Source organism: Candidatus Competibacter denitrificans Run_A_D11 (genome assembly GCF_001051235.1).
GTDB lineage: Bacteria > Pseudomonadota > Gammaproteobacteria > Competibacterales > Competibacteraceae > Competibacter_A > Competibacter_A denitrificans.
In genome coordinates this window covers 1-24,365 of record NZ_CBTJ020000026.1, presented here as the reverse complement: position 1 = coordinate 24,365, position 24,365 = coordinate 1, and the positions used below count along the sequence as shown (strand labels likewise).

Sequence of the window (24,365 nt, the reverse complement as noted above, 5' to 3'; positions counted from 1 at the left end):
GCGACCGCTCTTGACCGACGCTTCGCTACCACACCGCTTGCAACCACCGCTTTCCATCACCAAACCTCGCTTCAAGTGAGCCTTTCTTCCTATAATACCAGTAACTATCTTAGATTAGGACTCTTAAAATTTTTCACTGACCCTCATCCAAATCGCACGGGTTGGCGCATGACAAAGTGAAGCCGTTGACGCTTCACCAAAGGCGATGCGTGGCGTATCGCCTCATCCCCACAGCTACCGAGGGAGATTGTTATGCCCAAACCATTACTCCAAGTTTGTCTCGCAACAGCGCTTTTTACTGCGACCGGATTGACTGCCTATGCCTCAAGCCACCGTGAGGCATTAGCGATCCTCAACGAACCCTGCGCCGACAACACCGACACCTACGCCTGGGTATCGCCCGGCGCGCACGACAAGCTTTACCTCATTATGAACTTCAACCCGCTCCACGAGCCGGGTCAGGGCAATCAGGGCCTGCGGGCCTGCAATGGCTACCGCTATGAGTTCCACATTGGCATCGGTGAGAGCCTCCGAGACCATCTGGTGTATCGCGTCGAGTTCAAGAATACGCTGAACCCCGAAGCAGCGCCCAGTCCGACCGATGCCCTGGGCGGCGGCAACGAGTTACTCTGGCAACTCACCGGCGGTACCGAGACCATGACGGTCAGCCGCATCCTGTCCTTTAAAGCCGGGCGTTCAGCTAATGATAATGAGACCGATAGGGAAAGCGATTTCGGTGAGGACGAGCGTGGTGGTGGGCAAGTCGTCGTCCTCGGCAAGGATCTCCCGGTCCTCCCCAACAATCACGGCCCGCAGACCGACCGACTGGTCTACGGTCTCGGCGCTTTCACCGGTTACGACTCCAAAGACCCTACCAGTCGTGAAGTGGGTCTCTACGATCAAACGTTCGTGGACACCTTCATCCACCCACTAGCCAACGGAGGGCGGATCATCGCCGGTCAGTTCGATGACCCCTACCAACTGGATGAGAAGGGTATTTTCGATCTGGTTAACTTGAATACAAACGACCTCGGCGGTATTCCGGGCGCGCGCCGCCCGCCAGGCAAGGACGTATTCACCGGCTTTAACATTTTTTCGATTGCCCTGGAGATTCCAATCAGCGACGCTTTCCCGCAAGGCATTCCCCACAATGGCGTGCTCAAGGCCAATTCAACCGACAGTCTGCTGCGGGTCTGGTCGCGTGTTAGCCGTAAAAAAATCCAGATTGTCGATCCCAATAATGCCATCACAGGTCTGAAGGGAGCCGGCTCCTTCGTGCAGGTTGGCCGAAACGCTCTGCCACTCTTCAACGCTGGCCTCATTGGAACGCAGCGCCAGACCAGTTACCTGCGCAGCAGCCCGCTCAAAGACGTGACCAACTTCGGTGCTGACATCCTGCATCCGGTGCTGGTACGCGACGCTGAAGCGCTTGGCATCTACAAGGCGCTGGGAGTGCCTGCCGGTACCGTGACCACGCTCAAGGGGCCTCGCGCCGATATTATCAGCGCGATCAATTTGGGTCGGCCGATCCCGGTCGCCGACGGTTTCACCGGTGACGTCATCACCCTCGACGCCGCTATCGACTCCAGCTTTCCCAATGGGCGTCGCCTTGGCGGCGGCACGGCACCGAATCGCAATCAGGTGAATGTCAATAGCGTGCTACTCAGCCTGATCGTGGCGGGTAATCCGGCGGCTGGCCTGGCCAAGGGCATCGAAGTCAACGACAAGGACTATCTCGACCGATTCCCATTCCTGGCTCCGGCCCACCAGGGTCTCTATCAGGGGCATGGCGGTGTCAATGTTCCGACCGAACAAACCCCACCGCCGCCGCCCGCGCTTTGAAAGGGCGCCATCCGATCCACGATGACATGACGGCAGGCCCCGGTTTGGGGCCTGCCCCAGGAGACTGAAGATGCCACACGCCGGATGGATGCGGTTTCGCCTACCGCTTGCGATGTTAGCCATCGCCCTGAGCAGTTCGCCGCTGCTTGCCCACGATCTGTGGATTGAGCCGACCACCTTCGCCCCAGAGCCGGGGCAGTGGGTCGGCGTGCGGTTGCGGGTTGGGCAGGATTTGCTTGGAGATCCACTACCCCGTCATGCCGCCCTCATTGATCGCTTTGTATTTGAGGATGCAACCGGACGCAAACCGGTGGTTGGCCAAGATGGCGTCGATCCGGCGGGTTTGTTGCGCGTGGAGCCACCGGGCTTGCTCGTCATCGGCTATCACAGCCATCCGAGCGCGGTTGAATTACCATCGGAAAAATTCAATCGGTATCTGCGGGAAGAAGGGCTTGAAACGATTGCAGCGCTGCGCGCACGCGACCATGAAACTGAAACGAGCGCCCGCGAACTTTTTTCACGGTGCGCCAAAAGTCTGGTGCTATCAGGAGCGCCGAGCACGGCCCAAAGTGATCGACCCCTCGGCTTCACCCTTGAGCTGGTCGCCGAACGGAATCCCTACGCCCTCGGCACGGATGAGGAGCTTCCCGTGCGCTTGATCTATCAGGAACGCCCGCTTGCGGATGCGCTAGTTGTCGCTATGAACCGATTGAACCCTGCCGAGAAGCTGGCGGCTCGCACCGACGCCGCTGGCCGGGTGCGATTTCGGTTGCGACCCGAGGGCATGTGGCTGATCAAGGCCGTGCACATGGTTCCAGCAGCGGCAGACTCCCAGGCCAAGTGGGCGAGCTTTTGGGCGTCGTTGACGTTTGAACGCCCATCCAAGATCGCCCAAAGCCATAAAGGCTGAAGAACACTCAGGGTACAGGCCATGTTGACGCCTATTTTCAGGATCACCGCTTCCGCTTTCGCGGGTCGGCAGCTCGCCTATCTGGCGTTATGCGCTGTTGTCGTCGCGCTGCTAAACAGTCCAATAGTATATGCCCATGAGATCGGCACTACACGGGTGTCGATCCTGTTGCAGGAAGGCCAGACGTACCAGGTTGAAATCGTGACGGATGCGGTGGCGCTCGCCGAGAAGCTCCAGACCACCGCCGGTGAAGCCTCAGCCATCGACCCCAGCTTGACCGGTCTTCAGGCCGTGTTCGCCCGCTTTGATGAGCCATTTCGCCAGCGCGTGCAACTGGCGTTCGATACCCAGAACGTTTATCCCGCAATCGCTTACACGGTCACACCCGGCGCCGGTCCTCTGTCGCCCGCCGTAGCGACCATCCGCTTGAGCGGACAGATTCCTGCGGAGGCACGCCAGTTGACCTGGAGCTATGCGTGGACGTTCGCCTCTTACGCCCTGACGGTGCAAAGGGCTACAGCCGAGGCAGTAACCACCGAATGGCTGGAAGGCGGCCAAACCAGCACCCCGTTTCTGCTGGCGTCACCCACGCCGCCCGTCGCCCGACTTGACACCGCCTGGCACTATCTCACGCTCGGTTTTACCCATATTTTGCCCCTTGGCTTCGATCACATCCTGTTTTTGCTGGCTTTGCTGCTGCCGGCGGTGCTATGGTGGCAAGAAGGTCGTTGGCAACCGGTAATGACACTACGGCTAGTGGTGTTGGACACCGCCGGTATTGTCACCGCCTTCACGCTCGCACACTCGCTGACGCTGAGCCTGGCGGTGTTGGGCGTGCTCGATTTGCCCAGTTGGCTGGTAGAAACCGTGATCGCGTTCACTATCGTGCTGGCGGCGCTCAATAACCTGCTGCCAGTCGTAACAGCGCGGCGCTGGCTACTGGCTTTCGTTCTGGGATTGATCCACGGCTTTGGCTTTGCCAGCGTGCTGCGTGAGCTGGGTTTACCCAACGAGGCACTGGCGCTGGCGCTGGCCAGCTTTAATGCGGGGGTCGAAATCGGCCAGTTAAGCTTTGTCATGGTGGCGTTGCCGTTGGCTTTCGCGCTGCGCCAGACCTGGGCATACCGGCGGCTGGTTCTACCGGTCGGCTCGGCGCTTGTCGCCCTGCTGGCTCTGATCTGGTGCCTGGAACGTGGGTTGAACATCACCCTGCTGCCAACGATGGCGGCGCGCGGCACGCCATCTGTCATCGGGTCTTCATCCCCGCCACTCTCCAACCTGCCCTCGCTCTCTTAACCACAACCGAGTTAACTCTGGAGGATACTGCCATGTTTGCTACCGTTCGCTTACACCGTCTGCTGCCCATCGCGGCCGCCCTGGCCCTGGCGGCCTGCGCCCAAACATCCCAGATGGTGGATGCCCCGATGAAAGCGATGAAAGGGACGCCAACCCTGTACGACCGTCTGGGCGGGCAACCGGCTATCGACGCCGTGGTGGACGATTTCGTCGCCAATGTCGCCGCCGACAAACGGATCAACAAGTTTTTTGCCAACTCCAACATTCCCAAGCTCAAGCGCCTGCTTGGCGAGCAGATTTGCGCGGGCACGGGTGGCCCCTGCACCTACACCGGCCGGGACATGAAGACCACCCATGCCAGAATGGGCGTCACCGAGCGGCATTTCAACGCGCTGGTAGAGGATCTCGTCATGAGCCTCGACAAGCACAAAGTACCCCAGAAGGAGCAACAGGAGTTGCTGGGCGTGCTGGGGCCGATGAAATCTGACATCGTAACCCGCTAATCCTGGTACGGAACCTAAAGCCATGTCCGCGCGCAACGCTGTGCCTTTCCCACCGGTTGGGCAGCGTTGCCGCGCACGGCAGCACAGGATAAAATCCCGGCGTACTCTCACCGGAACGACACAACGCGCCGTGGACTTGGCCCGCCAGTCACTCTCTACTCCAACCGACCCTCTGCCCGAGCTGTTGGCTGCCACTGCGCGCGGCGACCGTCAGGCGTTTGCCGAGTTGTACCGGCTCACCAAAGGTCGCTTGTACACCATCACGCTGGCCCTGCTGCGCCAGCAGGACGTGGCGGAGGATGTATTGCAGGAAACCTACCTGGCCATCTGGCGGGCGGCGGGGCAATACCAGCCCGGCCGCGCCCCGGTCATGGTCTGGCTGATGGCCATCGCCCGGCATCGAGCCATCGAATGGCTGCGACAACGGCGACGGCGGGCTGCGGAAGCCTACGCCGAATCGCTCTCCGAGGAAGCCCTGCAAATCCCCGATCCACAGCCCGCGCTAGCGGCCGATCCGCTGGCGCAGGCTATCGAGGAGTGCCTGCAACGGTTGTCCGCCGAGCAGTCCCAGGCGATCAGGCTGGCGTTTTTTCATGGCCACAGCCACGAAGAACTGGCGGCGCGGCTACAAATCCCGCTCGGCACAATCAAAAGCTGGGTGCGACGGGGTTTGCTGCAACTGAAGGGGTGCCTGGACTCATGAACCGAAACGAAGTCGAACAACTGGCGGGCGATTATGTGCTCGGCACGCTGAGCGGGCCGGAATTGACCGAGTTCGAGGCGAATCTGGCCCACGATCCAGAGCAACAACGCCGGGTCGCCGCCTGGGAGCGGCGCCTGACACCCCTGGCGGCGGCATTGCCCGACGTGGAACCGCGTGCTTCGGTGTGGGACGCCATCGCAGCGGCCCTGGATGAAGCCGGCCCCCCCGCCACCGTCACCGTGCGCGACGGCGAAGGCGAATGGCGTATTCTGGCGCCCGGTGCGGAAATCAAGGTGCTGATGGTGGATCGGGACGCGGGATTCCAGTCCTTCCTGCTGCGGCTGGCCCCCGGTGCTTTACTGCCGCCGCACGATCACAGCGTCCTGGAAGAATGCCTGTTGCTGGAGGGCGATATGCTGATCGGCGAGCGCGCCTATAGCCGGGGCGACTATCACGCGGCGTTGCCCGGCTCGCGGCACGCTCCCATCTCCACCCGCAACGGCGGCGTGGTGTTCATCCGCAGCGAACTGCGCCCAGAAATGCTGGCGTGCTGAGCGCCGGTCAGCGGCTATTCTTCCACCCATACTGAGACTGACCTTTCCAGGCATTGAAACTCGGCCCAACCTGTGTCATTGGTGTAAATCGGCTCTTTGATCTGCCCGGTCAGATCGACAAACCGGGTATTCGGCTTGCGGACTTCCATCCATTTGCCGCCCCCGAAACCATCGCTCAGTACCACCGCCATCGCTTTAGGAAATTCCTCATTGCCAAGGCGCGTCCAGCCGATTCGGTTCCAATGGTCGAAATAGTCGTACTGGGAGCCGTGGGCATAGAGACGGCGAGCGTGGAGCAGCTTGTCGATGAACGCGCGGTGAGACGACATCACGATCTTATAGCGCTGACCGTCCCGGCCCTGGTCTTCGTATTCAGCTCCATAATAATCGGCATAAAACACGCAGGGATAGCCCTCACGCCGCAACAGAATGATGGCGTAGGCCAACGGCTTGAACCACGGTTCGACTACGGATTCCAGGGATTGCAGGGGCTGTGAATCGTGATTTTCCACGAAGGTGACGGCCTGATAGGGCCGTTGCTGCATCAGCGTCCCTTCCAAAATGCGGCGCATGTCGTAATTACCGCCCATGCGACTGGCGATGTGGAAGTTGTAATGGAGCGCCACATCGAACAGCGACATCCGTGGCCCCAGCCGATTCAAATACCAATGCAAGGTATTGACATCCGGCGACCAGTACTCGCTGACGGCGAATAACTCCCGACCCGCGTGATCGATCATTTCATCGAGCCAGGTCGGGAAAAACCAGGCCGTCAGATGTTTGATGACATCCAACCGAAAGCCATCCACGCCAGTGGTATCAAGATACCAGCGCCCCCAGCGGATGAGTTCCTCCCGCACTTCATCATTTTGCAAATCGACATCGCAACCCATCAAATAGGAAAAATTCCCTTTCTCCAGGGTCACATGATCATCGAAGTGTTTGCCCGCGAATAAATAAACCATGCCAGATTCGCTGGTCTTGGCATCGTAATCCACCGCGTTGAAATGTTGATGATGCCACTCAAAAGCCGAATAGCGGCCACGTCGCCCAGGAAACGCGAAATGGGTATAGGTCTGGACTTCGCGTGGCTCACCCCGTGGATATAAGCGGTCATCCTGGAGGTAGGGGGTAGCGAGCGCGGTTTCCAACGCATCGCCGCCGATCCGATGATTGAGGACCGCATCCGCATAAACCTGGATGCCCGCCTGATGGAGCGCGGCAATGGCGTGCAGATATTGCTGGTGAGTACCGTATTTAGTGCGAACCGTACCTTTCTGGTCGAATTCGCCTAAGTCGTATAGATCGTAGGTGCCATAGCCGACATCACGGATGCCGCTCATCCCTTTAAAGGCCGGGGGGAGCCACAGGCCAGTAAATCCTGCCTGTGCCAAAGCACGCGCCTGGCTGCCCACGTCATTCCAAAAAGCGCCGTCGTCTGGAGAATACCAGTGAAAGTACTGCATCATGGTGCCATTCAATTCATCAATCATGGTTTCTCCTGGATCAATTCGGCCAAACGAGATGTATCATAAAAAGAAACACTACTTGTCAAGCTGAATTTATTGGTTGCTGCTTTAATACGCCGCTTCAGCCAGAGTTTATCGAACGGCAGCCTATACCCATCACCCCTCTTCCTCCTCATCCTCATCCGGCGGCGCATGGCCCAGCAAGCGCTCGCGCAGCCGGATCAACCGATCCAAAAAATAACGAGCAGGAGAATTGAAGCCCTGCACCCCCTCATACAAGAGGGGCAAGTTAAGAAAATCGTAAAGGTTGATCCACGCCTCGCCAGATTTGATGGCCAGCAGCGGGTTCAACACATAATGGCCATGAGCCATCCGCGCGAACAGACGACGATTGTAAGCATAGTCGCGGTCGATCTCGTTGCGAGAGAGCACGCTGGAAAGATAGGCGCGCTTCTTGCGCTCGGCCCGCCAGATATTTTCAGGGAAAGCCTGCACCGCTGCCACGAAATCGGCGGTGCTGAAACCGCGCAGCATCCAGCCATCCGGGTAGCTCACCTTGTATTTGAAGAGTGCTACCAGGGAATGGAACAGGAAGAATTCACTGAGATGATTGTCGATCTTGATTAGTCGCTCGCCCACCTTGATACTCAGGCTGGGCGGCACCAGCCGCTCGTACACGCTACCGAATGGGCCGACGGCAAAGGCCGGGTCAGTGTAGGCCCGTAACAGGCTCCAATGCAGGGCGGCGCGGCCGAAATTATCGGTCAGGCTCTCGTTGGCGCCACGCTCCTTCAACGTCTCGATCAGCGCCAGATTGCCGCTACGGGCGGCCAGCATCAGCGGGGTACAATTGAAGCGATTGCGGAAATCCACGCCGTAAGCGTCCACGTCACGCAATACGTCCTTGTAATGTCTGCCTTCGTAACCGCTCAGATATTTTTTGACGATGGCTGGCGCTTGCGCCTCAAAATGCCGGGCTTGCTGAAACCCGGCATGCGCCAGCCGGTAGGCCAGGGCCTGTTCATCATAAAAGGCCGCATACTCGAACAGCGAACTGCGGATCTTGTTGGAAACATTTTTGGGATCGAGCGCCTGCGGCAGTAAAGTCTGAAAACGGGCCTGGTCGAGCACCTCCCAAGGCACTTGCCTGGTGTGGAGAATGGTCTTGCGGATTTCGTCGGCTTGCTCCTGCTTGCCCTGCAATTCCAGCCGCCGCGCCTCGCGCTGCCAATCCTCCAATGAAGAGGACTGATTGGCGAGATCGACTTTTTCCCGTGTCGCGTTCAAACCGAGCAGTTGCAGCAAGCCGTGGCGGGCGTCATTTTCGATGAGGTACAAATTGCTGACTGCGCGAGTCACCGCCACATACAGCGAGTTGATGAAAAATTTGTAGACTTCCAGCGACTTGTCCGCTTTGTCTCTGGCGCGGGCGTAATCCAGATCACCCTCCAGGTCAGCGGCGCTGACGCCTTCGATAATGGCGTTGAAATTGGCGCGGTCGTTGGAAACGAAGTTGTACAGCAGGATGTTTTCGTACTCCAAGCCCTTCGCTTCCTGCACTGAGAAAATCAGTGGGGTTTGGAAGAAGCGGCGGGCGGCGGCCTTTTGCTCATCACGCATGACCAGCACCGCAAAACGGGTAGACTGTTTGGTTTTCTGATTCAATTCCTTGAGCAGATTGTCCTTGTCGGCCAAAAATTCAATGTGGCCCGTCTTGCCGCCCAGGCTGCTGACCAGGTAGTTGCTCTCGCGGTCGATGGAACCGAAGCGCTTTTGTTTTATTTTCAGAAGCTTGTTAGCCAGCGCCGTGATTTCACCGGAATTGCGGTAGTTGGTGTGCAGGATATGCATCACCTTTTTGGAATCGGCCAGTTCACTCCGATAAAACAGGGTTTTGACGTTGGCCCAGGAAAAGAAGTTGGGATGGACGATCTGATTGGAATCGCCGCACAACGCGAAGTGTTCAGCTTTTCGCAGGCTGCGCAGGATCAAGGCCAGTTGGATATTGGTGATGTCCTGCACTTCGTCCACCACCACGAAATCGTAGCGTGGCTGGCACAGTGCCAGGTAATGCTGGGACAGGATATTGGCATCGTAAAAACCGCTGTCCTTGAGCCAGCTTAGATATTTCTCAAACAGGTCGTAAACCAGTGGCCGTTCTTCGTCGAGAAAAATGGTTTGCTTGATGCCCAGATCAAGATAGTGCTCACGGCTCAGCCAGGGCGATTCCACGACCGGGCCAGTTAATACGCCGCGAAACTCTTCAAACAGCTTGTGGGCGTCATCCAGCTTGCCGCTTTTACGGTAACGCTCAAACCAGCCACGAAAGGCCTGGTAGGTGACTTCCCGGCCTTCAGGCACCTGAATGGTTTCCAGAAACTCCCGAAACGAGAGAAAGTCGAGATTCTGGTGTTCGCCCTGATAGCTGTTGGCGTAATACAGATTACGAGAGTTCTCAACCAGAAACGGCGAGTGGGTGATGTAGAGCACATCGCCGCTGAGCTGTTTGAGCTTTTCCAGCATCAGGACAGTTTTGCCACTACCCGCAGAACCAATGATAATTAATGGGGGTGGCAGGTGATAAATCGCTGCTTGTACCTCGTCGAACGAGATGACTTTATCCAGCAGGTTGAAATGGGCGCGAGCGGGATTGACGTAGTGCAATGCGGCTAGTTTGTCGGTCGCCAGCTCGGCGGCGGTCGGTTCGGGGATTTTGGCTTCGTCGATTTGCGCCCCGCGCAGAAAGCGGGATTTATCGTAGGCGTGATTCTCGATCACCTCCAGCATCAGCGCGTAACGCTCCTCGCCATAGCGCATCAACTTGAACAGCAAGCGGTTGCTGTAATCGAGTTCGGCGCGGAAAAAATCACCTTGCGCCAGCTTCTTGACCTTGGCGGAACGAAAGTCGTCCTTCTCCAGCATCTTGCGCAGCTTTTTGTACTGGGCGCCGGCCTTGCCGGGGTCGAACTCGTTGTATTCGAGGATTTTCATGGTATTTCCGTTTAGCTGGCCTTGACCTCCGGCAGCCCCAACCCAAACTGCCGAATCCGTTAGATTTCATTGTACGGCTTGATTATTAGATTAGGGCGAGAGAGTGAAATAATCGCAATGCCGGGGGCGAAACAAACGAAAATGCCGTTGATCAACGGTCAGAATCTTTCGAATATTGAGCCGCTCAGCCATTGCGGCGATAGTACAGTCCACAAAATCAATACGACTGTCGGCATAGAGCCGCAAAATTTCAGTTGTCCGCTGCAAATCAGGTTCAGTAATCCGCTCTAGCTTTAATTCGCCCCGATGGATCGCTTGCAGAAAGCTCGCCAGTACCTGGTAGCCTAATTCCCTCAAGACCATGTAAGCTAATTCCGGCAAAACCATATCGGGTAAGATCGGCTCCCGCTCGGCGCTTAATGCTTGTGTACAGGCGGAATGCAAATCGTCATCCGCATCCAGTACTGCCAGCAAAAAACCAGTGTCCAACAGCGCCGTCATTCTTGCAAACTCCAACCCTCGCGCCGATTAGCTCCCGCTGACAAAATGTTCTCGACTCGCCTGGACAGATCACGCTTGCCACTGCGACCAATTCCAATAAACGAATACTGTTTTTCCGTTCGTAATTGAGGCTGAACGTAAGATTCCAATGCAGCCTGCGCCAAGACCTCCAAACTAACCGCCTGAGCTTCTGCGGCAACTCGTAATCGTTCCATCAACTCTTCATCCAGTTGAATTTGCAAGGTGCTCATCGATTTCTCTCCAAAAGGCCAGACCTGTCTGAATTACTAATCCATTCCAACTCATCCCACTTTCACCTCCAACAGCCCCAACCCAAACTGCCGAATCCGTTGAATCTCATCCCGCAGCTTCGCCGCTTGCTCGAATTCCAGATCACGGGCGTGGCGGTACATCTCCTGTTCCAGTTTCTTAATCTTCTTCATCAACAACGCCGGCGTTTCATGGGCGTAAGCCGCCGCTTCCTCCGTGACTCTGGCGTATTGCGCCGCCGGTACCGGTGCGCCGGGATGGGAATACGCGCCTTCCATGATGTCAGCGACCGCTTTTTCAATGCCGCGCGGGGTGATGTGGTGAGCCTGGTTATACGCCTGCTGCTTGGCGCGGCGCCGGTCGGTTTCATCCAGCGCGCGGCGCATCGAACCGGTGATCTGATCGGCGTACAGAATCGCCTTGCCGTGTAAATTCCGCGCAGCCCGGCCCACCGTCTGAATCAGCGAACGCTCGGAACGCAGGAAGCCTTCCTTGTCGGCATCCAGAATCGCCACCAGCGACACCTCCGGCAAATCCAGCCCTTCCCGCAATAAATTGATGCCGACCAGCACATCAAACTGGCCCAAGCGCAGATCGCGGATGATCTCGACCCGCTCCACCGTCTCAATGTCGGCGTGCAGATAGCGCACCTTCACGCCGTTTTCGGCCAGATACTCGGTTAAATCCTCGGCCATGCGTTTGGTCAAGGTGGTGACCAGCACCCGTTCCTTGAGAAGCACCCGCTCGCGGATTTCGCCCAGCAGATCATCCACCTGATGCAAGGCGGGCCGCACTTCGACTTCAGGATCGACCAGGCCGGTCGGTCGCACCACCTGCTCCGCCACCGCTGCGCCGGAATGCTCCAACTCAAACGGGCCGGGCGTGGCGGAAATGAAAATGGTCTGACCGCTGAGGCGCTCAAATTCATCGAAGCGCAGCGGCCGGTTATCCAGCGCCGAGGGCAACCGAAAGCCGTACTCGACCAGCGTTTCCTTGCGCGAGCGGTCGCCGCGATACATCCCGCCCAGTTGGGGCACGGTCACATGGCTTTCGTCGATGAAAATGATCGCTTCCGGTGGCAGATAATCGAACAAGGTCGGCGGCGGTTCACCCGCTTCGCGGCCCGACAGGTAGCGGGAATAGTTCTCAATGCCGCTGCAATAGCCCAGCTCCAGCATCATCTCGATATCGTAGCGGGTGCGCTGCTCCAGCCGCTGCGCTTCCAGCAGCTTGTTGGCCGCATTCAATTCGTTCAGCCGATCTTGCAATTCATCCTTGACCTGATCGACCGCTTTCAAAAGCTGCTCGCGCGGCGTCACATAATGGGTCTTGGGATAGACCGTATAGCGCGGGGTCTTGCGCGTCACCTTGCCGGTCAGCGGATCGAACAGACTGAGCGATGCAATTTCATCGTCGAACAACTCCACCCGCACCGCTTCGGTATCCGATTCGGCGGGATGAATGTCGATGATTTCGCCGCGCACCCGGAAGGTGCCGCGCGCCAGTTCCAGGTCGTTGCGGGTGTACTGCAAATCGGCCAGCCGCCGCAGGATGGCGCGCTGATTGACTTTTTCGCCGCGCACCAGATGCAGCAGCATCTTCATGTAGGATTCGGGATCGCCCAGACCGTAAATCGCCGACACCGTGGCCACGATGATGGTGTCGCGCCGCTCCAAGATCGCTTTGGTGGCCGACAGCCGCATCTGTTCCACATGCTCGTTGATCGAGGCATCTTTCTCGATGTAGGTGTCCGATGACGGCACGTAGGCTTCCGGCTGGTAGTAATCGTAATAAGAGACGAAATACTCCACGGCGTTTTCCGGGAAAAATTCCTTCATCTCGCCATACAGTTGCGCCGCCAGCGTCTTGTTGGGCGCGAGCACCAAGGCCGGGCGCTGCACGGCGGCGATGACGTTAGCGACGCTGAAGGTTTTGCCGCTGCCGGTGACGCCCAGCAACGTTTGATGGGCCAGCCCGTCATTCAGGCCACCAACGAGACTACAGATCGCGCTGGGCTGATCGCCAGCGGGTTGAAACGGAGCGTGGAGCGTGAAAGGCTTTTGCATCTGCATGGCAATTGGTCAGGGCGATGATTTTGAGTATTATCCGACAATTCGCCCTTGATCGGCGTTCAACCTTTCGGCCCGCACCCAGGAGTTCCCGTGAGTACCCCTCTTTCCGAGCGCGTGCAGCGCATCAAGCCCTCCCCTACCTTGGCCGTCACCGCCAAGGCCAATGAACTCAAAGCCGCCGGTAAAGACGTGATCGGTTTGGGTGCGGGCGAGCCGGATTTCGATACGCCTGATTTCATCAAGCAAGCGGCGATCCAGGCGATTAACGCCGGTTTCACTAAATACACACCAGTGGACGGTACGGCGAGCCTGAAGAAAGCGATTATCGCCAAGTTCCAGCGCGACAACGGCTTGAGCTATGAACCGAAGCAGATTTTGGTGTCCTGTGGCGGTAAGCAAAGTTTTTATAACTTGGCGCAGGCGCTGCTCAACAGCGGCGATGAGGTGATCATTCCCGCGCCGTACTGGGTCTCCTACCCGGACATGGTGTTGCTGGCCGATGGCAAGCCCGTGATTGTCGAGGCCGGGATCGACCAGCATTTCAAGATCACCGCCAAACAGTTGGAAGCAGCGATTACGCCGCGCACCAAGCTACTGGTGATCAACAGTCCGTCCAACCCGACCGGCGTGGCTTATAACGCGGCGGAATTGACTGCATTGGGCGAGGTGCTACGGCGGCATCCGCAGGTTTATATCGCCACCGATGATATGTACGAGCATATCCAATGGACTGGCGAAAAATTCTGCAACATTCTGAATGTTTGCCCCGATCTCTACGACCGCAGCATCGTGCTGAACGGCGTCTCCAAAGTCTATTCGATGACCGGCTGGCGCATCGGCTACTGCGGCGGCCCCAAGGATTTGATCAACGCCATGACCAATATCCAGTCGCAGAGCACCTCGAACCCGACTTCGATTTCACAGGTCGCGGCGGAAGCCGGGCTGAATGGCGATCAATCCTGCATCGGTGTGATGAACAAGGCGTTCAAGGAACGGCACGATTTTGTTTATGGTGCGCTGCAAGCCATGCCCGGCGTCGAAGTCGCTCCAGCGGACGGCACCTTCTACATCTTTCCCAGCTTTCAGAAGGTCATTGAGCGGCTGGGCTTGGCCAATGACATCGCCTTCGCCGAATTGCTGCTGAATGAAGTCGGCGTAGCGCTGGTGCCAGGTTCGGCGTTTGGTGCGGAAGGTTGCGGGCGAATTTCCTTCGCCACTAGCATGAACAACCTGAGCAAGGCGCTAGAGCGCATCCGGCAAGTGATTGACCGTTAATTCGCCATTGACAGCGCTGGCAGGGAGAAATAAAATCCCTGTTCTCTCATTTCCCCGGTAGCTCAGTCGGTAGAGCAAGTGACTGTTAATCACTGGGTCCGTGGTTCGAGTCCGCGCCGGGGAGCCAAATAGAATAAGGGGTTAGGCGAAAGCCTGACCCTTTTTTTATGCGTTCGCTGTGGCCCATGCGTTACTCGCCCAAGAGCCGCGTCATGGGCGGACGCGGCCCCTGCAAATTTCGTTACGTTCAGGCATTGAGATCGGGGATGAGCTTACTTTCTAGGTGGGCTATCAGATCTTTGAGCATTAATTTGCGCTTTTTGAGCCGCTTAAGCTCCAGCTCATCCACCAAAGGATCATTCGCCAAGCGGGTGATTACATCATCAAGGTCGCGATGTTCAATTCGCAGCTCGACGAGCCGATGCTTGTAGTGCTCGATATCGTTGGTCTCCATGGTGAAATCTCCAGATGGGTTGGATTATTTGCTCGGGGTCGGATCGGTAGCGGACGTGCTGCCGAAGCGGGCGGTGAACCGTATTCTTAAGGGGGAGTCTAGACCCCGACGGAGCGTCCGGCAAGATCGGGAATTTGCCCGAACCGCACCAAATTTCATCTAAAGTCGTGTATCCCACCAAACGCTTAGCGAGGCGGGGGATGATGTTAACAGCCAAGAAACAACAGTTGAATTTCAATAAGCTGCAAAAGCGCCTGCGACGAAACATGGGCCGGGCGATTCAGGATTTCAACATGATCGAGGAAGGCGACCGCGTGATGGTCTGTCTCTCCGGTGGCAAAGACTCCTTCGCCATGTTGGACATCCTGCGCAACCTGCAATTGCGGGCACCAGTACGCTTTGAGTTGATCGCGGTCAATCTCGACCAGAAACAGCCGGGCTTTCCCGAACACATCCTACCGGCTTATCTACAGCAGATCGGCATTCCCTTTCACATCATCGAACAGGATACCTACAGCGTCGTCAAGCGCGTCATCCCGGCCGGAAAGACCACCTGCGGGCTATGCTCGCGGCTGCGGCGGGGCGTGCTCTACAGCTTCGCGGCCGAACACGGCATGAGCAAGATCGCACTCGGCCATCACCGCGATGACATCATCGAAACTCTGTTTTTGAACCTGTTTCACGGCGGCAAACTCAAGGCGATGCCGCCCAAGCTGTTGAGCGATGACGGCCGGCATGTGGTGATTCGACCGCTGGCGTATTGCGAGGAAAACGATCTGGCATCTTACGCTGAAATTCGTCAGTTCCCGATTATTCCCTGCAATCTCTGTGGCTCGCAGGATAACCTGCAACGACAGGCTATCAAGATGATGTTGCGGCAGTGGGGGAAACAATTCCCAGGCCGAGTGGAAAATATTTTTGCGGCCTTGCAAAACGTGGCGCCCTCACATCTCGCCGATACCGCATTATTCGATTTCGCTAATTTGGGCGCGCGCAATGGGGGTCGCGCGCCCGATTGGCTGCTCGGTGGTACCGAGGAGGTCGATGAGATCGTGGAGGAACCATCTGTCGTTGAATCAAGTGGCATCAACCAAGGTTAGCAACATGGTATTACCGCCCGCTGCTGCGGTATTGATGCTGGTCACCCGTTCATGGAGCAAGCGATACAGCGGATACCGACCGGTTTTTTGATCCACTACGATCACCGGAATAATCGGGCCATCGTCCAAAGCGCGGCGCTCAGGGATAGGCGTCAGTTCGCTAGAGCCATCCAACAAGATAGCGGCGGGGTTTGATAGATTGATCTTCGGTACATACTCGATCACCGCTTTAACAGCCGCTGGCAATCGGGCAAAGACCTGACCGGCGAGCGGGTTGCCATCAACCAGCGGGCTATTGCCAGCCGCCAAGACCGCGGCCAATTGCTCCAAAAGCGCCGCTTCCTTGGTTGCTCGACAAAGTATTTGGCCACGCGGTACAAAATACAGTGTATTCTCCTCACCGGTAGGCCCAGGCAGCCGACTGCGACAAGGTAGCGGCGTCGCGGTGCCATATTCTGCACAAGCCAGCGCCAGATCGCGTAAGCCCTGTCGGTGGCTCCAAGCCGTTAGCGCCTCAAAAGCCGCAAGACGCGGGTCCGCATCCGGTGGGCGTTGCAAGCCAAGCTGCTCCAAGGTTGGGTTAGCCAGATCCAATAAGCGCGGCAGATAAAACGGGCCGCCCGCCTTGGGGCCGGTGCCAGACTTGCCTTCACCACCGAAGGGCTGCACACCCACCACGGCGCCGATCATGTTGCGGTTGATGTAAATGTTACCGGCTTCGATACGATGCACCAGGGTCTGAATGGTCTCGTCGATCCGGCTGTGTGCGCCAAAGGTCAGCCCATAACCAGAGGCATTGATAGCATCCACCACTTCTTCCAGCCGCTCGCTGGAATAGCGCACGACATGCACAATCGGGCCGAACACTTCCTGGTGCAATTCGTCGGGACGGTCAATTTCGATGAGCGTAGGCGGCACAAAGGTTCCAGCACGACAGGCCGCCGGCAATTTGCTTTGGTGAATCGGATGGCCGGCTTGCGCCATCGTCGCAATATGGGCTTCAAGAGACGCCTTGGCAGTCGCATCAATGACCGGGCCGATATCGGTTGCAAGATCGGCCGGATTACCGATCCGCAACTCTTGCATGGCCGAACGCAGCAAAGCCAACACATTGTCAGCGATATCTTCTTGTAGGCAGAGCACGCGCAAAGCGGAACAGCGTTGGCCGGCGCTGTCGAAGCCGGATGCCATCACATCCTGCACCACCTGTTCAGCCAAGGCTGAAGAATCGACGATCATGGCGTTCTGACCACCCGTTTCGGCGATCAAGCGGGTATCTGTCAGTCCAGGATCACGCCGGAGCAATGCATGGTTGATGATCTGCGCGACATCGAGCGAGCCGGTGAAGATCACACCGCGTACTCGCGCATCCTGGGTCAAGGTGGCGCCGACGGTTTCGCCGCGCCCAGGCAGAAACTGCAAAGCGGCTGGCGAGATACCGGCTTCATGAAAAAGCTGAACGGTTCGAGCAGCGATCAACGGGGTTTGTTCGGCTGGCTTCGCTAAAACGGGGCTACCGGCCGCCAGCGCCGCCGCGACCTGCCCGATAAAAATGGCTAACGGAAAATTCCACGGACTGATGCAAACCACTACGCCCGGTGCTGGCGCATTGGTAACCGCCAAACGTTCGGCTTGCAGAGCGTAATAACGGCAAAAATCCACGGTTTCACGAATTTCCGCCACCGCGTTGGGCCAGGTTTTGCCCGCTTCCCGAATGCACAGGCTGATCAGTTCGGGGCGATGGCTTTCCAGGAGAAAAGCGGCCCGCCGCAGCAGGCGTGCCCGCTCGGCGGGTGGGTGTTGATACCATGTTTCAGCATAGTTCGCCGCAGTGGCGAGCGCGCTTTGGATGTCGGCGGGCGACGCTTCACGTACCGTGCCGACGATTTCCTGATGATTGGCCGGGTTGACGATGACGCTCTCATTGTCCCCTTTATCGCCGCTGCCCACGATAAGTGGCGCGGCTTGCCAATGTTTATTTTTCAAATCTGCCAAATCGGCGGTTAATTGCTCCAAAACGCGGTCGTTGGACAGATCGAGGCCAGCCGAATTGAGTCGCTCGTCACCAAATAGTTTGCTGGGCAACGGAATGGCGGGATGGGCCGTCCCGCCGGTTTCCAGCACCGTCGCCAACGGATCGACGACCAGCTCCTCAATTTTGACGTTCTCATCGACCAGGCGATTGACGAAGGAACTGTTGGCGCCATTTTCCAGCAAGCGTCGCACCAGATAAGGCAATAGCGTCTCGTGCCGGCCCACTGGGGCGTAAATGCGGCAGTGCGTAGCCGACCGGTCGCCGACCACCCGGTCATAGAGAGTTTCGCCCATGCCGTGCAGGCATTGAAACTCGTAGTCGGTGACGCCGAGATCGGCCGCCATGCGCTCGACGGTCGCCAAGGTATGGGCATTATGGGTAGCAAACTGGGGATAAATGCCGTCAGCGGCCAGCAACCGCCGGGCACAGACTAAATAGGACAGATCGGTGTGTGGCTTGCGAGTGTAGACCGGATAGCCTTCCAGACCATCGATTTGCGCGCGTTTGATCTCGGCGTCCCAGTACGCGCCTTTGACCAGTCGTACCATCAAGCGACGACCACTGGCACGGGCCAGGGCGATCAAATGGTTAATCAATGGCAAAGCACGCTTCTGGTAGGTTTGCACCGCCACCGCCAGCCCATCCCATCCCGCCAGTGCGGGTTCGAAGGCCAAGCCATCCAACAGGTCTTGGGATAATTCCAGCCGGTCGGCTTCCTCGGAGTCGATGTTGAAGCCGATGTCATAGGTTTTGGCTAATTGCGCCAAGGCGAGCAAACGCGGATACAACTCGGCCAACACCCGTTCACGCTGGGCGCGGCTATAGCGCGGATGCAACGCGGACAGCTTTACCGAGATGCCGGGGCCTTCGACGACCCCTTGCTGAGCGGATTGGCCGATGGCGTGAATCGCCTGTTGATAGGACAGAAAATAGCGTTCGGCATCGGCATCGGTCAGCGCCGCTTCGCCCAACATATCAAAGGAGTGGGTATAGCCTTTGCGAACATTATCCCGACTACGGGCCAGCGCCGCGTCGATGGTTTCCCCCATCACAAACTGCTGACCCAAGAGCGTCATGGCGAATTCGACGCCGCGCCGGATAATCGGCTCACCGCCACGGGCGATGAGGCGGGTCAGCGCACTGCCCAAGGAGGCTTCAGGCCGAGTAGCCACCAGTCGGCCGGTGATCATCAAACCCCAGGTAGCGGCATTAACGAACAGCGATTCACTGCGCCCCAGATGAGAACGCCAATCGCCCTTGCTGATTTTATCGCGGATCAAGCGGTCGATGGTGGCGTCATCGGGGATGCGCAACAGGGCTTCGGCCAAGCACATCAGAGCGATACCCTCTTGGCTGGACAGCGAAAATTCATGCATCAGATTATCCACTCCGCTCGCGCCCTGGCGATCATGGCGCACAGCGGCCACCAACCCAGCGGCGCGTTTGGCGATGGCCGGCCAATCGAGCGCCGCCGCGCGCATTTCTTCGACCAATGCGGCGATTTGGCTCGCTTCGTCGGTGCGGTAGGCGTGGGTAATGGCCGCGCGACTAGCGGCGAGGGCAGCGAGAGAATCGGCGTGATTCATCAAAATAAACTCTGGTTTGAAACCTCCCTCTTCAGGGAGATAATCGTACATGGGAAAGGCGTAACCTCTCAATCCATGCGGTTTCGCCCGGTCACGGGCGCGGATTGAAACGGTAAGTTTGGCGCTTTTTCGAGTTCGCTGCTATTGTTGCAGCCATCTCATAATGTCGGCCTTTCTCACGGAAACGAGCCGACTCTTAGCGAATCGAGGAGATGATCTATGAAACAGAAACTATTGGCCTTGGCCGCAGCGGTCAGTTTAATCGCCGGTGTCACCGTGCAAGCAGCCGATACCGTCAAAATCGGCCTGATGGCTCCGCTGACCGGCTCCTGGGCCAGCGAAGGCCAGGGCATGAAGAAAATCGTTGAACTGCTGGCCGAGCAGCAAAACGCCAAGGGCGGCGTACTGGGCAAGCAGATCGAAGTCATCACCGAAGACGACGGCGGCGACCCGCGTACCGCCTCCTTGGCGGCGCAACGCTTGACCACCAAGGGCGTGGCGGCGGTGGTCGGTACTTACGGCTCGTCGGTCACCGAAGCCAGCCAAGCGATTTACGACGAGGCTAAGATTCCGCAAATTGCCAACGGTTCGACCGCGATTCGCCTAACCGAAAAAGGCTTCAAGCATTTCTTCCGCACGGCCCCGCGCGACGACGAACAAGGCCGGATGGCGGCGCAGACCATCGGCAAGCTGGGCTTTAAGAAGGTCGCTATCCTGCATGACAGCACCTCTTACGCCAAGGGTCTGGCGGACGAGTCCAACGCGCTGCTGAAAAAGAAAGGTACGGAGGTCGTTTTCTTCGATGCGCTGACCCCCGGTGAGCGCGATTACACCACCATCCTGACCAAGCTCAAGGGTGCGAATCCCGATGTGGTGCTGTTTACCGGCTATTTCCCGGAAGCGGGGTTGTTGCTGCGGCAAAAGAAGGACATGAACTGGAAAGTACCGTTCATCGGCGGCGACGCCACCAATAACGCCGATCTGGTCAAGATCGCCGGTAAGGAAGCGGCCGAGGGTTATTACTTCCTCAGCCCGCCGCAACCGCAGGATTTGGATACGGCCGATGCTAAAGCGTTTCTGGACGGCTATCAGAAGAAATACAACGAATTACCGCCTTCCATTTGGGCGGTGCTGGCCGGTGATGGCTTTAAAGTCATGGTCGCGGGCATCGCGGGTGCCAAATCGACCGACAGCGGCAAAATCGCTGATTACCTGCATAAGGATTTCAAAGGTTACTCTGGTTTGAGCGGCGCGATTTCTTTTGACGCCAAGGGTGATCGGGAAGGCGAGGTGTATCGCGTTTATAAAGTGGATGGCGAGGGCAAATTCGTATTGCAGAAGCTGTAAGCCTGGGCGGCGGTTGCTTCCGGCTGGAGGGAACCGCCCTATGGCGCTTGCGTGAGTCAGTTTTTTCCTTTCCCAGCAACCCTGAACCTCGCCAATCTCGTGGAAGAATTTTTCCAACAGCTTACCAACGGCTTGGCCGTCGGCGGTATTTACGCCTTGATCGCCCTGGGCTATACGATGGTCTACGGCGTCCTCAAGCTCATCAATTTCGCCCACGGTGATTTGTTCACCTATGGCGCTTATCTCGGCCTGACCCTGCTGACCTCGCTGGCCCTGACCGACCGGCTGGGTTTTGCGCTGGGGGTGCTGGTGTTGGCATTGATGGTGATGGGTCTGGTCGCCGTGCTGGGCGCAATTCTGGAGCGGGCCGCTTATCGCCCTTTGCGGCAATCGCCCCGGCTGTCGGCGGTGGTGTCGGCACTGGGTGCGTCGATCTTCCTGCAAAATACCCTGATGCTGATTTACGGTGCGCGGTTTCAGGTTTATCCCGAAAACATCCTGCCCGCCACCACGCTCAACATTTTTGGCTTGTATCTGCCGCTGATGCGGGTGTTGATCGTGCTAGCGTCCGTATTGATGATGGTAGCGCTTTATCTGTTCATCCAGAAAACCAAAATCGGCACCGCCATCCGCGCCGCCGCTATCGACCAGGATGCCGCCCGGCTGATGGGTATCGACGTGAACCGCGTCATCATGCTGGTGTTTCTGGTCGGGCCAGCGCTGGGCGGTGTGGCCGGGCTGATGGTCGGGCTGTATTACGGCCAAATCAATTTCACGATGGGCTGGGTTTACGGCATGAAAGCCTTCACCGCCGCGATTCTTGGGGGCATCGGCAACATCCCCGGCGCAATGGTTGGCGGCTTGCTGCTGGGCGTGATTGAGGCGCTGGGCGCGGCCTATATCTCCATTGCCTGGAAGGACGCCATCGCCTTCTGTGTGCTGATTCTGATTCTGATCGTTCGGCCCACCGGCCTGCTGGGCGAACGAGTGGCGGACAAAGTATGAAGCCGCGTCTCGACTGGATAGGAGCAGGCTTATTTGCTGCGCTATTGGCCGTCGCGCCGCTGTTTCTCAACGCTTATCAGGTCGATGTGCTGAACAGCATCGGCTTGTATGCGCTGCTGGCGCTGGGCCTGAATCTCATTTTGGGCGAAGCGGGACTGTTTAACATGGGTCACGCCGCCTTTTATGCGATGGGCGCTTATACCGCCGCCATCCTCAACACCCGCTACCAGATTCCAATTCTGTGGACGTTGCCCTTAAGCGGTCTGGTGGCTGGCGCATTCGCGCTGGCGGTGGCGCGGCCGGTAGTGCATCTGCGCGGTGATTACCTACTGATCGTCACTATCGGCGTCGGCGAAATCGTCCGCATCGCGCTGGTCAACGATGTGTTCGGTATTACCGGCGGAGCCAACGGCATTTTTGGAATCAATCGTCCCAGAGTGTTTGGCTACATCATCCGACGGCCTGAAGACTTTTTCTATCTGATCTGGGGTTGCGTCGCGCTGACCATTTTCCTGTTCCTGCGGCTCAAGCGATCGCGCTTTGGGCGGGCACTCAATTATCTGCGGGAGGATGCGACGGCAGCGGAAGGCAGCGGCATCAACACCGATTATTACAAGCTGGCGGTGTTTGGTTTGGGCGCCGCCTGGGCCGGGATGGCCGGCACCCTGTTTGCCGCCAAAATGACGATTATCTCACCGGAATCCTTCAGCTTCTGGGAATCGGTGGTGCTGTTCATGATCGTGATTCTGGGCGGCGCGGGCAGCATTCCGGGCGTATTGCTGGCGGCGTTTCTGGTAGTCGGCCTGCCGGAACTGTTCCGCGAATTCGCCGGGGCGCGGATGCTGGTGTTTGGCTTGGTGATGATGGTGATGATGGTGGTTCGGCCACAGGGCTTGTGGCCAGCGCGCGGACATCAAGGCTTTTCGCTGGCCGCTTTGGCCAGGGCGGTTGGGCCATGAGCGCGGCGGATGGCGCGATTGCACCGACAGAATCGGCGCTGCTGACGCTGCGCGAGGTTACCAAATCCTTTGGCGGCTTAACGGCGGTCAACGGGGTGTCGTTCGCGGTTGGCGAGGGCGCGGTGGTCGGTTTGATCGGCCCCAACGGCGCGGGCAAGACCACGGTATTCAACCTCATCACCGGCAACTACCAACCCAATCACGGCGACATTCACTTTACCGGCCAGCGCCTGAACGGCCTGCGCACCCATCGCATCATCATGTTGGGCATCGCCCGGACGTTTCAGAATATCCGGCTGTTTCAGCAGTTGACTGTTTTGGAAAACGCGCTGGCGGGTTGCCATTATCGGATGAGCGGCGGGATTCTGGCGGGCATGTTGTGGTTACCGACCCAGCGGCGGGTGGAAAAGGCGGCGGTTGAACGAGCGGTGCAGGAGTTGGAATTCGTCGGTCTGGGCCAACAGACCTTAACGGTGGCGAAGAACCTGTCCTACGGCGACCAGCGGCGGCTGGAAATCGCCCGCGCCCTAGCCACCCAGCCGCGTTTGCTGATTCTGGACGAACCGGCCGGCGGGATGAACGAGCAGGAAACCGAGGCGCTGATCGGCCTGATCGAGCAAATCCGGGCGCGCGGCATCACCATTCTACTGATTGAGCATGACATGCGGCTGGTCATGCGGGCTTGTGAAAAGCTGGTGGTGCTGGAGCACGGCGGCAAGATCGCGGAAGGTTCGCCGGAGCAGGTGCGCAGCGATCCGCGTGTGATCGAGGCGTATTTGGGTACTGAGGACGAGGTATAGCGCCACAAAACCCAAGAGAGTCCTAACCAAAGATAGACAAGAAGGTCACTGAAAAGGTCGCGAAGGCGGTTAGCTGGCCATAGAGGTGATGTTAGGGTGTGTCGTCAATCAAATAGGGCGGGGGTGGGTATACTGGATGGAGAGTCCTAATCGAAGATAGATGCTATCAAGAAGTTTGTGAGGTATGGCAAGGAGTTAGGTTACAGCGGATACTGCTAACTTACCAGTATTTAATGCTTTGTTATATTTAGTATTTTACGTTTTTACTCTATCTTTGGTTAGGACTCTCGAATTTTGAAAGGAAGGATGGGGCGATGATTCGACGGTATGCGTTACGAGATGACCCATGGGAGCGGATTCAGAATCGGCTGTCGGGGCGTCCAGAGACGGTGGGGGTAACGGCCCGCGATAACCGGTTATTTGTGGAGGCGGTGCTGTACCGCTATCGCTCAGGATCGGCCTGGCGAGATTTGCCAGCACGGTTTGGGGATTGGAAGAACGTGCATCGTCGGTTTGGCGGTAATGCCCCAGAAATTTCTTCCATCAGAAGTCAAACTGAAGAGACTTTTGTGGAGGACAGGATGGGCAAGCAACATCAAAGTTGGACTGTTGAAGAAAAATTGGGGATCGTGTTAGCGGTGTTAAGCGAGCGCCAGAGCGTCGCGGAGGTGTCTCGCCAGCACGGGGTGAACG

General features: G+C 57.7%; 21 protein-coding genes and 1 tRNA gene. 15 read left to right on the top strand and 7 right to left on the bottom strand.

All coding sequences use genetic code 11. The annotated features are described in order from the left end of the window. The 7 genes from BN873_RS20685 to BN873_RS04865 all read left to right on the top strand — a co-directional run. Nucleotides 1-180: hypothetical protein (locus tag BN873_RS20685; protein ID WP_206778872.1), on the top strand; the 180-nt coding region annotated here is incomplete at its 5' end. Between the two features lie 72 nt (nucleotides 181-252). Next, on the top strand, nucleotides 253-1,842 hold the full coding sequence (locus BN873_RS04890) for a DUF4331 family protein (RefSeq protein ID WP_048671212.1): 1,590 nt from the start codon (nucleotides 253-255) through the stop codon (nucleotides 1,840-1,842). Nucleotides 1,843-1,912: 70 nt separating this feature from the next. After that, nucleotides 1,913-2,752, top strand: coding sequence for a DUF4198 domain-containing protein (locus tag BN873_RS04885; RefSeq protein WP_048671209.1), 840 nt, complete (start codon nucleotides 1,913-1,915; stop codon nucleotides 2,750-2,752). Between the two features lie 21 nt (nucleotides 2,753-2,773). After that, a complete protein-coding gene (locus tag BN873_RS18725; RefSeq protein WP_053085241.1) occupies nucleotides 2,774-4,048 on the top strand; it encodes a HupE/UreJ family protein in 1,275 nt (424 codons plus the stop codon). Between the two features lie 32 nt (nucleotides 4,049-4,080). Continuing rightward, nucleotides 4,081-4,551 carry a group I truncated hemoglobin gene (locus tag BN873_RS04875; RefSeq protein ID WP_048671208.1) on the top strand — a complete coding sequence of 157 codons (471 nt, stop codon included), beginning with the start codon at nucleotides 4,081-4,083 and terminating at the stop codon, nucleotides 4,549-4,551. Between the two features lie 22 nt (nucleotides 4,552-4,573). After that, nucleotides 4,574-5,254: a sigma-70 family RNA polymerase sigma factor gene (locus tag BN873_RS04870; RefSeq protein ID WP_082161096.1), complete on the top strand. Its 681-nt coding sequence runs from the start codon at nucleotides 4,574-4,576 to the stop codon at nucleotides 5,252-5,254. Beyond that, the gene (locus BN873_RS04865) at nucleotides 5,251-5,808 is read left to right on the top strand and encodes a cupin domain-containing protein (RefSeq protein ID WP_048671204.1); all 558 of its coding nucleotides are present in this window, start codon (nucleotides 5,251-5,253) and stop codon (nucleotides 5,806-5,808) included. The genes BN873_RS04870 and BN873_RS04865 overlap by 4 nt, the downstream gene beginning before the upstream one ends. 14 nt (nucleotides 5,809-5,822) lie before the next feature. On the opposite strand, the gene BN873_RS04860 is transcribed toward BN873_RS04865, so the two are convergent. The 5 genes from BN873_RS04860 to uvrB all read right to left on the bottom strand — a co-directional run bounded on the left by BN873_RS04860 (nucleotide 5,823) and on the right by uvrB (nucleotide 13,105). Next, nucleotides 5,823-7,298: an alpha-amylase gene (locus BN873_RS04860; RefSeq protein ID WP_048671221.1), complete on the bottom strand. Its 1,476-nt coding sequence runs from the start codon at nucleotides 7,296-7,298 to the stop codon at nucleotides 5,823-5,825. 135 nt (nucleotides 7,299-7,433) lie between these two features. Beyond that, entirely contained in the window at nucleotides 7,434-10,268 is a 2,835-nt protein-coding gene (locus BN873_RS04855; protein ID WP_048671202.1) for a UvrD-helicase domain-containing protein, read from the bottom strand. Nucleotides 10,269-10,358: 90 nt separating this feature from the next. Further along, complete coding sequence (locus BN873_RS04850; RefSeq protein ID WP_048671200.1) at nucleotides 10,359-10,769, bottom strand: type II toxin-antitoxin system VapC family toxin; 411 nt, start codon at nucleotides 10,767-10,769, stop codon at nucleotides 10,359-10,361. Beyond that, complete coding sequence (locus BN873_RS04845; protein ID WP_048671199.1) at nucleotides 10,766-11,020, bottom strand: hypothetical protein; 255 nt, start codon at nucleotides 11,018-11,020, stop codon at nucleotides 10,766-10,768. The genes BN873_RS04850 and BN873_RS04845 overlap by 4 nt, the downstream gene beginning before the upstream one ends. Nucleotides 11,021-11,071: 51 nt before the next feature. Next, entirely contained in the window at nucleotides 11,072-13,105 is a 2,034-nt protein-coding gene (uvrB, locus tag BN873_RS04840) for an excinuclease ABC subunit UvrB (RefSeq protein WP_048671218.1), read from the bottom strand. Between the two features lie 96 nt (nucleotides 13,106-13,201). On the opposite strand from uvrB, the gene BN873_RS04835 reads away from it, so the two are divergent. Together BN873_RS04835 and BN873_RS04830 are read left to right on the top strand one after the other, a co-directional pair. Next, nucleotides 13,202-14,386, top strand: coding sequence for a pyridoxal phosphate-dependent aminotransferase (locus BN873_RS04835; protein ID WP_048671197.1), 1,185 nt, complete (start codon nucleotides 13,202-13,204; stop codon nucleotides 14,384-14,386). Nucleotides 14,387-14,437: 51 nt separating this feature from the next. Further along, nucleotides 14,438-14,513: transfer RNA gene (locus BN873_RS04830), tRNA-Asn, on the top strand. Between the two features lie 120 nt (nucleotides 14,514-14,633). Here BN873_RS04830 and BN873_RS04825 read toward each other — a convergent pair. Beyond that, the gene (locus tag BN873_RS04825; RefSeq protein ID WP_048671195.1) at nucleotides 14,634-14,840 is read right to left on the bottom strand and encodes a YdcH family protein; all 207 of its coding nucleotides are present in this window, start codon (nucleotides 14,838-14,840) and stop codon (nucleotides 14,634-14,636) included. A gap of 200 nt (nucleotides 14,841-15,040) precedes the next feature. On the opposite strand from BN873_RS04825, the gene ttcA reads away from it, so the two are divergent. After that, the gene (gene ttcA, locus BN873_RS04820; RefSeq protein WP_048671193.1) at nucleotides 15,041-15,940 is read left to right on the top strand and encodes a tRNA 2-thiocytidine(32) synthetase TtcA; all 900 of its coding nucleotides are present in this window, start codon (nucleotides 15,041-15,043) and stop codon (nucleotides 15,938-15,940) included. Here ttcA and putA read toward each other — a convergent pair. Then, nucleotides 15,917-19,561 (bottom strand): bifunctional proline dehydrogenase/L-glutamate gamma-semialdehyde dehydrogenase PutA, encoded by a 3,645-nt coding sequence (gene putA / locus BN873_RS04815; RefSeq protein ID WP_048671217.1) that lies wholly within the window; start codon nucleotides 19,559-19,561, stop codon nucleotides 15,917-15,919. The genes ttcA and putA overlap by 24 nt on opposite strands. 219 nt (nucleotides 19,562-19,780) lie before the next feature. Between putA and BN873_RS04810 the strand changes: the two genes are divergently transcribed. The 5 genes from BN873_RS04810 to BN873_RS20795 form a co-directional block, all read left to right on the top strand. Next, nucleotides 19,781-20,908, top strand: coding sequence for a branched-chain amino acid ABC transporter substrate-binding protein (locus BN873_RS04810; RefSeq protein WP_048671191.1), 1,128 nt, complete (start codon nucleotides 19,781-19,783; stop codon nucleotides 20,906-20,908). A 99-nt stretch (nucleotides 20,909-21,007) separates the two neighbouring features. Then, nucleotides 21,008-21,913 (top strand): branched-chain amino acid ABC transporter permease, encoded by a 906-nt coding sequence (locus BN873_RS04805; RefSeq protein WP_048671215.1) that lies wholly within the window; start codon nucleotides 21,008-21,010, stop codon nucleotides 21,911-21,913. Next, nucleotides 21,910-22,872 (top strand): branched-chain amino acid ABC transporter permease, encoded by a 963-nt coding sequence (locus tag BN873_RS04800; RefSeq protein ID WP_048671190.1) that lies wholly within the window; start codon nucleotides 21,910-21,912, stop codon nucleotides 22,870-22,872. Before BN873_RS04805 ends, BN873_RS04800 begins: the two co-directional genes overlap by 4 nt. Then, a complete protein-coding gene (locus tag BN873_RS04795) occupies nucleotides 22,869-23,672 on the top strand; it encodes an ABC transporter ATP-binding protein (RefSeq protein ID WP_048671188.1) in 804 nt (267 codons plus the stop codon). Before BN873_RS04800 ends, BN873_RS04795 begins: the two co-directional genes overlap by 4 nt. Nucleotides 23,673-23,989: 317 nt before the next feature. Further along, nucleotides 23,990-24,365: transposase (locus tag BN873_RS20795; protein WP_242434370.1), on the top strand; the 376-nt coding region annotated here is incomplete at its 3' end.

Coding starts and splice junctions, on each gene's coding strand:
- BN873_RS04890 (WP_048671212.1), top strand. CDS start 253: ATGCCCAAACCATTACTCCAAGTTTGTCTCGCAACAGCGCTTTTTACT.
- BN873_RS04885 (WP_048671209.1), top strand. CDS start 1,913: ATGCCACACGCCGGATGGATGCGGTTTCGCCTACCGCTTGCGATGTTA.
- BN873_RS18725 (WP_053085241.1), top strand. CDS start 2,774: ATGTTGACGCCTATTTTCAGGATCACCGCTTCCGCTTTCGCGGGTCGG.
- BN873_RS04875 (WP_048671208.1), top strand. CDS start 4,081: ATGTTTGCTACCGTTCGCTTACACCGTCTGCTGCCCATCGCGGCCGCC.
- BN873_RS04870 (WP_082161096.1), top strand. CDS start 4,574: ATGTCCGCGCGCAACGCTGTGCCTTTCCCACCGGTTGGGCAGCGTTGC.
- BN873_RS04865 (WP_048671204.1), top strand. CDS start 5,251: ATGAACCGAAACGAAGTCGAACAACTGGCGGGCGATTATGTGCTCGGC.
- BN873_RS04855 (WP_048671202.1), bottom strand. CDS start 10,268: ATGAAAATCCTCGAATACAACGAGTTCGACCCCGGCAAGGCCGGCGCC.
- BN873_RS04850 (WP_048671200.1), bottom strand. CDS start 10,769: ATGACGGCGCTGTTGGACACTGGTTTTTTGCTGGCAGTACTGGATGCG.
- BN873_RS04845 (WP_048671199.1), bottom strand. CDS start 11,020: ATGAGCACCTTGCAAATTCAACTGGATGAAGAGTTGATGGAACGATTA.
- uvrB (WP_048671218.1), bottom strand. CDS start 13,105: ATGCAAAAGCCTTTCACGCTCCACGCTCCGTTTCAACCCGCTGGCGAT.
- BN873_RS04825 (WP_048671195.1), bottom strand. CDS start 14,840: ATGGAGACCAACGATATCGAGCACTACAAGCATCGGCTCGTCGAGCTG.
- ttcA (WP_048671193.1), top strand. CDS start 15,041: ATGATGTTAACAGCCAAGAAACAACAGTTGAATTTCAATAAGCTGCAA.
- putA (WP_048671217.1), bottom strand. CDS start 19,561: ATGAATCACGCCGATTCTCTCGCTGCCCTCGCCGCTAGTCGCGCGGCC.
- BN873_RS04810 (WP_048671191.1), top strand. CDS start 19,781: ATGAAACAGAAACTATTGGCCTTGGCCGCAGCGGTCAGTTTAATCGCC.
- BN873_RS04800 (WP_048671190.1), top strand. CDS start 21,910: ATGAAGCCGCGTCTCGACTGGATAGGAGCAGGCTTATTTGCTGCGCTA.
- BN873_RS04795 (WP_048671188.1), top strand. CDS start 22,869: ATGAGCGCGGCGGATGGCGCGATTGCACCGACAGAATCGGCGCTGCTG.